Annotated in this window: 11 protein-coding genes; 2 read left to right on the forward strand and 9 right to left on the reverse strand. The window is 32.2% G+C overall.

Annotated features, from left to right (window positions below; all coding sequences use genetic code 11):
• Positions 1 to 317 precede the first annotated feature (317 nt).
• Positions 318 to 2,777, reverse strand: a complete 2,460-nt coding sequence (locus AC4FQX_RS03760) for a T9SS type A sorting domain-containing protein (protein ID WP_491166334.1) — start codon at positions 2,775 to 2,777, stop codon at positions 318 to 320.
• Between the two features lie 717 nt (positions 2,778 to 3,494).
• Positions 3,495 to 4,640 (reverse strand): ArgE/DapE family deacylase, encoded by a 1,146-nt coding sequence (locus AC4FQX_RS03765; RefSeq protein WP_491166335.1) that lies wholly within the window; start codon positions 4,638 to 4,640, stop codon positions 3,495 to 3,497.
• A gap of 265 nt (positions 4,641 to 4,905) precedes the next feature.
• On the opposite strand from AC4FQX_RS03765, the gene AC4FQX_RS03770 reads away from it, so the two are divergent.
• Entirely contained in the window at positions 4,906 to 5,163 is a 258-nt protein-coding gene (locus tag AC4FQX_RS03770) for an RNA polymerase sigma factor (protein WP_491166336.1), read from the forward strand.
• Positions 5,164 to 5,239: 76 nt separating this feature from the next.
• Here AC4FQX_RS03770 and AC4FQX_RS03775 read toward each other — a convergent pair whose 3' ends face one another.
• From AC4FQX_RS03775 to AC4FQX_RS03805, 7 genes are all read right to left on the reverse strand, one after another.
• Positions 5,240 to 5,644, reverse strand: coding sequence for a hypothetical protein (locus tag AC4FQX_RS03775; protein ID WP_491166337.1), 405 nt, complete (start codon positions 5,642 to 5,644; stop codon positions 5,240 to 5,242).
• 439 nt (positions 5,645 to 6,083) lie between these two features.
• On the reverse strand, positions 6,084 to 7,241 hold the full coding sequence (locus tag AC4FQX_RS03780) for a glycoside hydrolase family 26 protein (protein WP_491166338.1): 1,158 nt from the start codon (positions 7,239 to 7,241) through the stop codon (positions 6,084 to 6,086).
• Between the two features lie 34 nt (positions 7,242 to 7,275).
• Positions 7,276 to 8,175, reverse strand: a complete 900-nt coding sequence (locus tag AC4FQX_RS03785; protein ID WP_491166339.1) for an NAD-dependent epimerase/dehydratase family protein — start codon at positions 8,173 to 8,175, stop codon at positions 7,276 to 7,278.
• Positions 8,163 to 9,278, reverse strand: coding sequence for a CDP-glucose 4,6-dehydratase (gene rfbG / locus AC4FQX_RS03790; protein ID WP_491166340.1), 1,116 nt, complete (start codon positions 9,276 to 9,278; stop codon positions 8,163 to 8,165). Before rfbG ends, AC4FQX_RS03785 begins: the two co-directional genes overlap by 13 nt.
• A complete protein-coding gene (gene rfbF, locus AC4FQX_RS03795) occupies positions 9,263 to 10,039 on the reverse strand; it encodes a glucose-1-phosphate cytidylyltransferase (protein ID WP_491166341.1) in 777 nt (258 codons plus the stop codon). The genes rfbG and rfbF overlap by 16 nt, the downstream gene beginning before the upstream one ends.
• Positions 10,040 to 10,058: 19 nt before the next feature.
• The gene (locus AC4FQX_RS03800; RefSeq protein WP_491166342.1) at positions 10,059 to 11,666 is read right to left on the reverse strand and encodes a glycosyltransferase family 2 protein; all 1,608 of its coding nucleotides are present in this window, start codon (positions 11,664 to 11,666) and stop codon (positions 10,059 to 10,061) included.
• A gap of 2 nt (positions 11,667 to 11,668) precedes the next feature.
• On the reverse strand, positions 11,669 to 13,165 hold the full coding sequence (locus AC4FQX_RS03805; RefSeq protein ID WP_491166343.1) for a tetratricopeptide repeat protein: 1,497 nt from the start codon (positions 13,163 to 13,165) through the stop codon (positions 11,669 to 11,671).
• A gap of 685 nt (positions 13,166 to 13,850) precedes the next feature.
• Between AC4FQX_RS03805 and AC4FQX_RS03810 the strand changes: the two genes are divergently transcribed.
• Positions 13,851 to 14,354 carry a GNAT family N-acetyltransferase gene (locus tag AC4FQX_RS03810; protein WP_491166344.1) on the forward strand — a complete coding sequence of 168 codons (504 nt, stop codon included), beginning with the start codon at positions 13,851 to 13,853 and terminating at the stop codon, positions 14,352 to 14,354.
• Positions 14,355 to 14,357: the final 3 nt, after the last annotated feature.

Here is a 14,357-nt window from a genome sequence, read left to right on the forward strand (position 1 = left end):
AAATACGATTTTGAGTACTTGAATTTTAAAAGAGTAAATCAATTCGTTCGATATTAAAAATTATATGTTTTAGTAGAATAAAAAATTCCCGATTATATCAAAATAATCGGGAATTTTACTTTTAAATCTGATCCTTTGCAGATGAGGGGAAAGAGATTCTATTCTCCTAACCTGTTTTTTTAATCTGTTAGGCGTCCTGTTTCTTTGCTCTATAAAGTTGATTTTGATTAATTGATTTAATAAATCAGATTACTAAATTATGTCTAACAGGTTAAAAATAAATCTGTTATAGTATATATATAATCAAAATATATTAATCAGTTCTTTATTATCTTATGACTGAATGAGCCTTTGGAGGTGGTTACTTTTAGCAGATAAACTCCTTTTTGGAGTCCCTGTACAGAAATACTTTGTCCTGTTGGTGTTTCTTTTTTTACCGGATATCCGTTTAGATTATAAATTTCCACATTCTGAATGATACCGGGTGCATCAATATATAAAACCTCTGTTACAGGATTGGGATATACTCTGATTACTGTCTTTTCTTCCTGTATGGGAAGACTTAGTTTACGTTCCCATATATCGCCTTCTGTTACTGCTAACGGTAATCGATCGATTAAATAAGACCCTGCTTTACGTTCTACTATTTTTACGGCTCCATCTTCCATAATATATGGCATAATAATAAAATTTCCTTCATTAATTTCAAAAGGTACTTCGCAGGTATAGGTATGTTTATTTTTTGCAACGGTAATGTCTGTTAGAAAAACTCCGTTTAACTCAAACAACCCGATACGTGCAGCGGTTTCTGAGGAAGGAACATAGACCTCGAAAGTGTCTTGTACAGCTACTTGAAAAAAATTATCTTTAGCGGTTTTCAGTTGCAAATGTTTTAATACGGTTGCTGTTCTAAAATCAAAGCCTTCTTCTCCTAAAACGATAATTGGCAGTTTATCAATCAAATGTGATCCTTGCGGACGCACAATGACTTCTTTCTTTTCGTCTTTTTCTATATAGGGCTGAATAATATACTTTCCTTTTGAAATATCAGCAGGTATTTGACAGATATAGTGTTTGCCTTTTTCGGAAAGCGTAATATCACTGTAAAAAGTACCATTATTGCTATATAAACCTATTTTTACCTTTTGCTGGTCTGCCGAGACAGCAGCACGAACTCGGAAAGGTTCTCCGGTTTTTACTTCATATATGTTATCAACCGCTGTTTTTAAGGCTAAATGTTCTTTTAACTCAATCTGATCCTTTATTGTTACACTATATTCAATAATTAGAGGATAATATGTATCCGTTCCTTCCGGATTCCAATCTTTTGAGCCGGGATAACTACTATTGGTCATTTTACAGATAAGTGTTTTTCCGGCATATGCTTTTTCTGCAATAAATAGTCCATCATTATTATGCTGTAATTCTATTGGTATTCCTGATTCGGTATACCACTGATAAACAGTTATGTTTTCATTAATAGAATATTCCTGACTCAAATCAATTACCTGTCCGGTGGTTATAGTACCTCCTTCTATTCTGTTTTGAGGAGAATAATGAGAAAAATTAACTGGTCTTCTTAGAATCTCGTTTAATGCTGAAAGTCTTAAATTATTAGATATGCAGTTTATATTACCGATACTATTATTCTTTGATATATCCAGTTTCGTTAACTGATTATTAGAACAATTCAAAAGGGTTATATGATACGGTAAATTTAATTCTGTTAACTGATTATTATAACAATTTAATAAGCCTAAACTGTTATTTTTTGAAATATCCAGTTTAGTCAACTGATTATCATAACATTCTAACCAAGTTAAATTAATATTCTTTGTAACATCCAGTTCCGTTAACTGATTATTAGAGGAAAGCAACTGATTTAAATTGATATTCTTTGCAACATCCAGTTTTGTTAATTGATTATTAGAACAGTGTAGATCAGTTAAATTGATGTTCTTTGAAATATCCAGTTCTGTTAACTGATTATCATAACATTCTAACCAAGTTAAATTAATATTCTTTGAAACATCCAGTTCCTTTAATTGATTATTAGAACAAAGTGCACTGATTAAATTAATATTCTTTGAAATATCCAGTTCTGTTAACTGATTATAAGAACATTCTAACCAAGTTAAATTAATACTCTTTGTAACATCCAGTTTAGTTAACTGATTATTATAACAGTGTACTTGATTTAAATTGATGTTTTTTGAAAAATCTAGTTCTGTTAATTGATTATCATAACAATATAACTGATTTAAATTAATGTTATTTGCAACATCTAGTTTTGTTAACTGATTATAAGAGCAGCTCACCTCATTTAAATTAATGTTATTTGCAACATCCAGTTTAGTTAACTGATTATTAGAACAATTTAAGGTATTTAAATTAATATTTCTTGAAACATCCAGTCTTGTTAACTGATTATTATAACAATTTAATTGTTCTAAAAAAATAAATTTACGGGCATCTACTATTCCATATATTTTAGAACTGTCTAAATTCAATTTTATTAACCGTTTGGGAGATTCCGAATTCCAGGTACAAACAGGATCATTAGTATTTTTTAATTTAGAAACCCATTCTTCCGAAACCGTCCAGTTTAATGTATCTGCTATAGTCAGACCTAATTGATGCAGGTTAAGCACTCCTGCTGTTTCAGTTGGCTGACGGAGTAACATACGTAATCCTTCTTTATCATCTTCATGATAGGTTTGTGCTTCTGTAATACCACAGAACAACAGAAATAAACTTGCAAGTATTGTTTTTTTCATAATACATTAGTTTTAAACTACTTTAAGGCAAATTACTTATTATAAGCTTTATTCTTTATCCTAAAGTGTAAATTAATTATTTTTCATTAACACAATTTAACACTCGTTAAAAATAGAAAAAAAATATAATTATTTTGTTTTTAAGTCTCTGTTTAAAATACGAATTACAGAGTAATTAAATAAATCAACTACAAATTATCTATATGGTAAATATTTAGTAAAAAAACAATACCTGTTTCAGAGATTATTGGATTACTCGTTTAGAGATTATTTGATTTTGAGCACTTGAAGTTTAAAAGAGTAAATATTACTTGTGAATTTTTAGTATAGATGTTATGCTATTTTTTAAATCTAATCCTTTGCAGAGAATGTGGATCCAAGAAATACCTACAAGATTTAAAAAACCTTGTAGGTATAAATTATATGATTTACGATATTTTAGAGAAAAGAAACAATAAGAAAGAAATGTATGATTCTCCTAACCGATTTTTTTAACCCTGATAGAGCTGATATCCTCGTAATGAAATGGAGAGATAAAAGCGAAAGCAGGATTAGCTCCAAATAAAAAATTTATACTTCCTAAAACACAAAAAAACTTGTGTCCAGACGGTAGGTTAAAAAGAAACGGGTTAGGAGGATATACAAATTATCAGAGGAAAAGTTTTTGTTTATTCTTTGGCAACATTTTACTTTTCGTTTTAAAAAAAAAACAATTCTCTATTTCAAAAATTCGGTTGCTATTTCTTTATAAACAGCAATTGAATCAAAGAAATTTTTTATTTCGACGTATTCATCAGGTTGATGTGCCTGCATAGTTGTTCCGGGACCAATGATCAGAATAGGGAATTTCTTTTTCGCTTTTACAAATTGTGAGGCATCTGTATATCCCGGTGAGGCTAATTTTTTAGGTTCCCTGTTGGTAATCTTTTTTATAGCTTTTTCACTGATTACTAAAAGAGGATCTTCCGGAGAGGTAAAGACAGACGGCTGATCATTAATGATCTTTATATTGGCTTTAAAACTGGGTGTTTTTGTAGTTAATTGATCGATCAGATCATTGATGTTTTTTACTATATCAGGATGGTTTTGTGTCGGAATAGTGCGAATATCAATTTCTACAGTACATTTATCAGCAATAACATTCGTTCCGTTTCCACCCCGAATTACATTAATACAGGAAGTAGAAGCGCCCAAAGCAGGATTTTTGTGAGTTGAAAAGTCGAACTCTTTTTTAAAAGCATTTAAAAAGTTTAGCATATGTTCAACAGCGTTGATTCCTGCTGTAGGCATAGATCCGTGAGCAGTACGCCCGTAAGTATTTATTTTTAACCACAGAGCTCCTTTATGGCTAAAGCCAATTTCATTTTGAGAAGGTTCACCTATTATAAGTCCGTCCAGATCATCGGCATAGCCTAATTTGGTTAATTGTTCTGCTCCGATAGCTCCCGTCTCTTCTCCTACGGTTATAAGAAGTTTTATGCTTCCTCTAAAGGGAGTTTTCTTTTCCTTTAGCTGGATAACGGCAATAACAGCAGCCATAACACCGGCTTTCATATCTGAAGAGCCTCTTGCATAGATTTTACCGTTTGCTTCCTGAGCAGAGAACGGAGGGTATTTCCATTCCAGCTCTCCTACCGGAACAACATCCATATGACCGGAGAAAGCAAGTACTTTTCCGGGTTCTGACCCTTTTAAAACAGCTATCAGTTGATTTCTTTTGGGTGCATACTCTACCTGTTCCGTTTCTATACCATAAGAGTTCAGCAATTTTTCTAAATAATCAGCAGTTATTTTTTCATTACCTAAAGTGGTATCTATTTTTAAAATATCTTTTAAAAGTTCTATTGATTTTGATTTTTCCATTATCCTTTTATTAAAGTTAATTAATATAATTTTTTACGACTGTTTGAATAGTTCTGTTTGATAGAAATTCAGTTGCTACAAGGTATGGGAAATATCATTTTTTATTATTATTTCTCATGTAAAGTATTGTTAATTGTTTTCAGTGTTTTATTGAAACAATTATTGATCATTTTTAAGACAGTTGTTTTTAAATAATTAATTTTGGAAAAAAAGGTGATAATTTTTTATTTTTGGTATTCAGTAATTAATCAATTTAATCTTTTTAATGAAAAAAATATCAGATACTATTTTGCTTGAACAGCTTAGAAATGAATACAATTCTTCTTTTGAGCTGTTATATGATCTTTATTTTCCTGTGATTGCAGCTTATATAAAACAGAATAAAGGAAATAATGAAGATGTTGAAGATGTTTTTCAAGAAACGATTATAATATTGCTACAAAAAAGAAGTACAAGTACAAAACTGGCTGCAAAAAATTACGGAGAACCGTCAATATATCTTAAAAGCATTTTTCTTTTATAAAGAGCCTCTAGATAGTCTGATGGTCAAGATGAGATGGAAAAATAAACATTGCTTTTTGTGTGTTATACTCTAAATCTTATAAATTAATTTTTGCCAGAACAATTGTAAGTATTACTATTAAAAAAGAAGCCAAAAGAGAAACAATAAGAGGTTTCCAGATCTTTTTTTCTTTCTGGTCCGAATCATAAGGGAAATTTCTGTTGAAGAAAAGCCCTATCAGAATTCCCATTCCTAAAGCATTAATAGGAGCAATCAGAAATATAGCCGATTTTAAGAGCAATACTGCCGAAAATATATATATAGACAGTAAAGTATACAGTATAGAGAATATCAGAACAGTATTTGCATCCTTTCGGTTATTATTCTCAATTAAATTTTGTCTTAAAAGTATTCCTCCAAATAAAACACCAAATACCATAGTAAAACCAATAATAGTATCTTTTGAATAAATAGGTGTGCATTCTGTTTTAGGATTATTCATTGTTTTTGTGTTAAAGTTTAGCTGTTACAATGATAATAAAATAAAGGAGTTTATCAAAATAAATAAGGAAGTGTTTTTTAACTAAATATATTGTTATTTTATTTAGATTTATAATTGTAGTTAAAAAAACGATAATTCAGAGTATTATATAAGATAGATATACTAAGTTATTTTTAAAATTTATACAGTCTGATGTAAAGAGGATTTTTATTTATTTGAGTTTACTGTTTACTGCTACAGAGAATCCTTTTTTAAGAGCAAAAGCTCAGAATGAATTTTAGTGAATTAATAAAGTGAAAGAACTTTCAGCAGGTAATTTCATTGTATTACTATAGAAGAAAATTATTGAATAAACAAAGTTGCAAAGTTTTTTCTATCCCTTTGCAACTTTGTACTTTTGTGTAACTCTGAACCTCTATTCTGTTTCTTAAAAGAACGATCAATTGACGGGAATTAATATTTTCTGAAATTCTTTCTGTATTGAGGAAGTTACTTCGTTATCATCTTTAATATACCAGTTTATCGTTTTATCTGCAGTAACGGTATTATCTCCTGAATAATGGAAGAATACGATAAATGAAATAGCAGGATACTTAGTGGACATATCTTTAAAAGCATTTGTAAACCACTGAGCACGGTTTCCTCCTTCATTAAGAGAGCCTAGTTCAGCGATCATTATCGGTTTTTTAAACTGACTGATTTCTTCATAGTAATTTCCAAATAGTTCGTCAAAGGTCCACCATTGACTCCATGAAGTTGCTGTTCCGTAATTCAGGATAGTTGTTGCAACAATATCTATTTGGTCATCTCCGGGATAATAAGCATTCAGATGAGAATAGGATAGATGCGGACTCCAGACCCAGATCACATTATCTGCACCCACAGCGTGGAACAAAGCGTGTATGTGTCTCCAGGCGGCTATGAATTCTGATGGTTTATTATGTTTTGGTCCCCACGGATAACGAAAAGGGTCATTCATTTCATGTCCTAATCTCAGGTAGAGAGGATGTCCGTATTTTTTAGCCTTTGTTGCCCATTCTTTTATATAAACATCATAAGTTCCTTTAGCAATGGAAAGCATTGATTTTTCTATATCAAAAGGAGGGAAGGTTTTAACGTCAAAATCATTTATCCATGGTTCCCATGTAATCATGGGTATGGATCCCAGTTCATGAATGGCATTTACTTCTGTCATGGGGAATTTTTGCTCCTGTTTACTTCCCCAGGCAGTATAAATATGAATGATGGGAAAGGTCGTTTTTAAAGCATCTTCTAAATTGATAATGTTCTCATAGGATTCTTTATAACTGTCATCAGAAGCGCCCAGCAGTATATATTCCGGGTTGATAAGCTTCTTTTTATCTTCCCGTGAGGTATCCAGCCAGTTTAGTTTATCTTTTCTGTTTTTCTCTCTTGATTTAAGTGCTATTGAACGATCTATTTTATCAACAAGCACAGTTGTATTATCAAATAGAGTTTCCAGAGGTCCATAACTTTTTCGGCTTATTTTAGCTAGTACATAGGTAAAGCCAAAACCAATGAGCAGGGCAGTGAGGACGTATAGGAATCTTTTTATTTTATTGAAAAATAGTTTCATAATTGTATTTTGAATCTATGGATTGATATTATTTTCAGATACATTTTTCAATCCCTTGTTCTAGACTGGTGGTTAATGTAAAATCTAATTTTTCTGTTATCTTTCTGTTATCACCTATCATTTCCCATATTTCATTGTTTCTGTAAGGAACAGCACCAAAAAGAACGGTTCCTTTGCTTTTGATTTTAGTGATAACGGTATTTGCCAGCTCCTTTAAGAAGGTTCCTTTTCCACTGCATACATTAAAAGTTTCCTGATAAGCATTTTTATTTTTACCTGCAGATAAAAGAGCCTGAACAACATCATCGATAAACATAAAGTCTCTTTTCTGCTCTCCTTTTGTCATTTCAAAATTCTCATTTCTTTTGAGTGTTCCAATCATCTGGGGAATAAAGAAATTCTCTGACATGTTTTTCCCAAAAAAATTGAACAGTCTCAGAATAGTGTAATTCTTATTATAAATTTCAGAGAATGTTTTTATAAGAGTTTCTCCCTGTACTTTAGTTAAAGAATAGGGAGAAGCAGGCATCAGATTTTGTTCTTCATGAAAAGGAGATAGACTGTTGCCATAGACTTCACTTGATGAAGTAAAAATAAGGTTAGAGTATTCTATATCTTTCAGTGCATTCAGAATATTGAAAGTTCCTTCTACATTTATTTTTGCCATTTCATTGTAATTCGAAAAATCACGGTTTCGGTTGATATTTGCAGCAAGATGATACACTATTTCAGGCTGAATGGTATGAATTACTTCGCGTACTTTTCGGGCATCACAAATATCAACGCAGTATTCGTTGTCTTTTTGTGCTTTTTTTGTTGTCAGTATAAAAATATTGGCATCTTCCTTTTCTAAAGCTTCTACTAAAAAAGAGCCTAAATAGCCTTTTCCTCCGGTAACCAGTATTCTTTTATCTTTTAGTGTTATAGGCTCCATATTAATTCTGATTTTTTAGCGCTCTGTATATAATCGTTCAGATCATTTTCAGAGTTTATTATACCATTAGAATAGTAATTTTTATACCATCCGATTGTTTTGTTCATTGTTGTTTCAATATCCCACACAGCGATCCATTTCATTCGTTTATTCGCTTTTGAGCAATCTAACATTAATAAATTGGCTTCATGATGATCTTCAGGATTCTGACTGTACTCTACTTTTATTTTATTCCAGTTTTTTTTGGACAGATTGACTACTTCATCAACGGATAAGTTACTTTTATTATCAGGACCAAAGTTCCATCCTTCGGCAAATTCTTTGTTTTCCTGTAATAATTTCCATCCCAGAGTGAGGTAACCGCTTAGAGGTTCCAGTACATGTTGCCAAGGTCTGGTTGCTTTTGGGTTTCTAATTTTTACAGGTTCGTTATTCGCTGCTGCTTTTACCATATCAGGAATTAAACGATCTGCTGCCCAGTCACCTCCGCCAATTACATTACCAGCTCTTGCGCTTGCCAGTAATACTTCATGTGATTTTTTATAGGTATTCAGATTAAAGAAAGAGTTTCTGTAGGATGAGGTAAGCAACTCAGAGCAGCCTTTGGAAGCGCTGTAAGGATCATAACCTCCCATAGGTTCGTTTTCACGATATCCCCATACCCATTCTTTATTTTCATAACATTTATCTGTGGTTACATTGATAATGGCTTTAACGGATTTTGTTTTTCTGGAAATTTCAAAAACATTTAAAGTTCCCATTACATTTGTAGAAAAAGTATCTATAGGGCTATCATAAGATTCCCGTACCAGAGCCTGAGCGGCAAGATGAAATACAATATCCGGCTGAACTTTTTCCATATATTCTGCTAAAGACTTATAATCTCTCAGATCACCTGTTTTTTGCTGAATATTAATTTTTAATAAATCAAGATGATTAGGAGTGGAGGGAGCTTCCAGAGAATATCCGAAAACTTCCGCTCCCATTTTTTCAAGCCATAAAGCAAGCCATGAACCTTTAAATCCGGTATGTCCTGTAAGCAGAACTTTCTTGCCTTTATAAATACCTCCAAAGAGTGTTTCAAATACTACCATACTTTCCATAATGCTTCGTTATTTTCCCACATTTCATTTAGTTGTTTGTTGTCTCTTAGTGTATCCATTGGTTTCCAGAAACCTTCATGTTTGTAAGCAAACAGTTCATTGTCTTTGGCAAGATTTTCAAGTGGTTCTTTTTCCCATACTGTATTGATTTTGTCCTGTATATAATCAAAAATTTTAGGTTCACATACAAAGAAACCGGCATTGATCCATCCGCCGTCACCCATTGGTTTTTCTACAAAACATTTTACCGTCCCGTCGTCATCTTCAAAATCGACTCCTCCAAATCTTCCTTCGGGTTGTACTGTGGTCATTGTAACGGCTCCTCCGTGACTTTTGTGGAAATCGACAAGTTCGGGAATATTGATATCTCCTACACCGTCACCATATGTCAGCATAAAAGGTTCATCTCCCACAACATCTTTTGCTTGTAATATTCTTCCTCCGGTCATGGTGTTTAATCCGGTATCGAGAAGTGTTATCTTCCATTTTTCAGATTTGTTGTTCAGAATATCAATTTTGTTACTGGATACATCAATTGATATATCGCTGTTATACATAAAGTAGTTCACAAAATATTCTTTGATAACATGACCTTTATATCCTAGCAGAACTACAAAATCATCATATCCGTATTCAGAATAGATTTTCATGATATGCCATAAAATAGGGTGTGGACCAATTTGTATCATTGGTTTTGGCTTTAAATTAGATTCTTCACTAATACGTGTGCCGAATCCTCCTGCTAATAGTAAAACTTTCATTTTTGTTACGTTTTTAGAGTTAAATTGATTTTATTTTTTTGTTATTAATTGTGATTCTTTCCCATGGAATATCTTCTTTAAGATAAGTGGCTTCATAAGCGGCAAGAATTCCTCCGACAGACTGAATAAAAGCGATAAATGAAAAGGCAAGCATTCCCCATGTCTTCTGCCTGGATAAGATAAGTTCACTTTCAGGCAGGAAATATCTTCTGTTGATGTAAATTCCTGTGACTCCGATTATAAATAAAATGCAGTAATAGAGCAAAGGTTTGACAAAAGGGGTTATAAATTGTTTCTGAGCTTTTTTTGCAGTGGGTATATAAGGGATTTTTTTGCCTAGTAATGATAATAAAAAAGCATATGTAAATACGGGCCAGCAAGCATATTTCAGAATCATTCCTCTCCAGTGAAATCCCCTTTCTGTTGAAGGGTCACAAAGAAATCGCTGTGCATATACATAGATACTGACCGCAATAAATAATACGGGCATAAATTTGACGATAAACTCTTTAAAATCCATATTTCCGGGAATGATTCCGGTAAAGAAATAGAGTAGAGGAACCAGTGTAAAAAACAGGGTGGTTGCTCCGAACAGATAATAGGTTCCTGTAGAAAAATAGGATATTTTCTGCCAGAATGTAAAGTTTCGTGCTACTTTAGGAAGGTCATCAAAAAGTACTTCAAATACTCCTCTTGCCCATTTTAACTGTTGTTTACAGAATGAACCGAAATCTTCAGGCACTAATCCTCTGCTTACAATAACAGGATTATAAATGGATTCCCATCCCTGAGCGTGTATTCTTAATGAGGTTTGAAGGTCTTCCGCCAGTCCTTGTGCGTGTCCTCCGATGCTTTCCAGAGCAGCACGTCTGAAAGTACAATTAGCTCCAATAGCGACTGCTCCGCCATAGCCGTATAATCCCATTTGTGTAGGACCATAAAAAGTATAGGTTTGTTCCGCAGCTCCTTTTGCGATAAAAGAGCGGTATTGGTTATAATATCCCTGACTGACCTGAACGAAGCCTACTTTTTCATCCTGAAAAAAGCCTAATGTCTGATCGAGGAAATTAGGGAATACGATATGATCCGGATCAAGGATAAGAATGAATTCTTCTGTTGTCATTTTCAGGGCAGCGTTTATCTTTCCGGCTTTAGCTCCCGGAAGATTTGCCAGATCGAGAAAAACAGCACCGTATTTTTCTGCCATAATTTTAAAATCAGTATCCTGTGTACTGTCTAAAAGATAGGTGGTGTGCGGATAATCCATGTTCTGAAGTGCTTTCAGTGTATTTTCAAACATTGATATAGGTTCTCCGGGAGCACTTGTTGTAAAAACGGCTACTTTCAGATCCTTTGCAGGAACGGGGACTTCAATTGGTTTTTTGATTCTTAGATAATTGATCCATATGAAAACGATTCGAATGGTTTCATACCAAAAAAAGAAACTGAGTAGTACGAATAAGAATGTATTTGCAATATGAAATTCAGTAAACCACCATTCGGCAAGATTAATTATAGATAAAATTCCTGTAATAGTCAGTATCAATAGTATAAATCGATCCGGAGAAGTTACATTCTTAGCTTCTCTGAAAGTCCACAAATCATTATTTAAAATCTCTTTTTTCATTATTAAAATATATAATGGAAGGATAAACCTGCATTATCCTGAGTATAGAAATAGGTTTTCTGATGTTGATAATGTGCTTTTAAACGGATTTTTTCCGATAGAACGAATTGTGCAGAAGCATTAATGTCATAAGGATGATAGGTTGTTTTACTAAAAGCAGTTATATAAGAATAAGCTCCTGTTGTAGCATCCTGATCCAGAAATAAAATAGGGTTTTGTGTCTGGGCATGGAAACCGTAATTACCTTGTACGCTTAAAGTAATTTTGTTGGTCGGAGAAAAATTAAGTGCTCCGATAACAAGATGGATAGTTTGTTCAGAAGGAGTAAAGTAGGGGTCGTATACTCCTGGGATTTGACTCCATAACGGATATTCTGATGCAAGACTTTCCGGATCACGTTCAGGAGTAAAGGTTGTTTTTTTAGAATCGGAATAACTTACTCCGTACCCTGCTTTAAATTCAAATGTGCTGAATTTGAAGGGTTTTGAAAGAATCCATGCTCCGATAGTGTTTATATTGTTATTTTCTTTGTAAAATTTATGCTGAAATTGTGTGTTAATAGTAAATAGTTTAGCGTTTTCATATTCCAGAACTCCAAAAGCACTGTTTTCTGTTAATGCAAACAGGGTGCTGGCAAGAGTTCCCAGATAAGGATTTCTGTTAAGTCCTGCTTGTAGTGTAAGATGTTTTGCTATTTTTTGTTTCAGTAAAAGCTCTCCCAGAACTTCTGTGTTATCCGAAAAGTGTTTATATACTCCGCCGGAAACAGAAACGGAGAGTCCTGTTTTATTAAAAGAAAATGTATTTCCTATTGTAGCAAATAAAGCCTGTTTATGTGTATTGAAATTATCATTGGTTATTAAAAGTTTAGGGCTGAAATATCGGTTTTTATAAACGCCAATCTCTATAATCTCTTCAAATGTGTGTAGGGGTTGTTCGTCATCTTTATAATTAAAACTAAGGTTTATGTATGGAGAAGTAATGGCTTCTATGTCCTTTTTAAATTCTTTGGCATATTTATTATCCGGATATTCTTTAAGAATCAGGTCTAAATTAGCAGTGGCTTTTCCTATATTGCCGTTCCAATATTCTATGTAGGAGGATAAGAGTAAAGCTTCCGCAGGTAATTCTTTGTTATTATTTGAATTAATAATAGTATTTAATTCTTTTTCAGCACTTGTTAACTGTCCGGAGTAAAATAAAGTTCTGGCATAATCTAATCGTAATGTTTTATTATTCGGTTCTGTTTCTAGTGCTTTTAAAAACAAAATCTGAGATAATTTTTTGTTTCCCAGATCATAAGCAACCTGTCCATATAGCCAGTTTCCATAAACTTCTGAAGTATTTTTTTCTATATATTTCTGCAAGACAGTTTCAGCTTTTTTATAGTCTTTTTGTTGATAATATTCTTGAGCAACAGACAGTTCATCTGTAGTTATTTGTTGGGCAGGAAGCTGAAGTGTGGCTAAAAAGATACCAATAAAAAAAAGCTTTTTCATAGTTTAGAATTAAATGTTAAAAAAATCATAACTTTCAATAAGCATGCCAGAATATTTGTTAATATTGAAGCTAAAATTCATGTTGCATTAGGTATTTTTGTTGTTACTTTATTATACGTTGCGTAATTATTAAGTTAATTTTTTATATTTTATATTTTTAACATTTAGGTTTAAAAAGAAGGTTTTATACTATAAAAAAGTATTCTTTTTCAGTTTTTAAATGACCATGTAAAAAAGGTAAAGTGTTAATAATCTATCGAACAGATACTGATTTTCTATTTTTACGGAGGATAATATATCAAAATCAAAATCTTTATTTTTTGTGAAATATCTGATATCTTTTTATACAATATTTTTATTAAAAATATTATATAAATTGTATTTTAATATAAAATATGTTTATTATATGTTTTTGAGAAAAATGTAGGTTTATAATGTATTTTAGAGGAAAAGAATTAATTAAGATCAAAGAAAGTATCTTTTTGTAATACAAAAATATTTTTATTTATTTTTTATTAATTTATTTTTATAGTTTTTAATTGATTCGTTTTCGGTTTTATAGGACATGTTTTTTTTAATTAGGAAAGAACCTAAAAGTTTTTAGTACATATTATTCTGTTTGGAAATAACATTAATTTCTAAAAAAAATATTTTATCTTGGTAAATGCTTTCTAAAAATATTTTTATGGTAGAAACCAATCTTGAAATTAGAGTTGCCACCATTATTGATTTAGAAGATATCTTAAGGTTACAATCTGCTAATCAGATATCAGCAGGAGGTACCCTGTCTGGTGAACTAAAACGAGATCAAATTCTGGAGATGATGCAGGATATGCCTCAGATTGTGGCTCTTGTTAATGGTGAAATTGTTGGCTTTCTGCTGGCAACATCGCAAAGAGTGCATAAAGAACGTAATGTTCCAATTGTCAATGCAATGTTTAGATCTTATAAAGGTTCTGCAGATTTCTATATCTATGGTCCGGTTTGTGTTAGTAAAAAACAACGAGGGAAAGGACTGGCTCAGCTTATGTTCAGAGAGCTTTTACATCGTGAACCCGGTCGTGAAGTAATTCTGTTTATTAAAAGTGACAATGAACCTTCTCTGAGAGCACATGAAAAAATGAGTATGCATAAAGTAAGTAGCTTTAATTTTAATAATGCAGATTTTGATGTGTTTTCTTATTCATAAGTT

It is taken from the genome of Flavobacterium sp. AK-301, assembly GCF_058310215.1.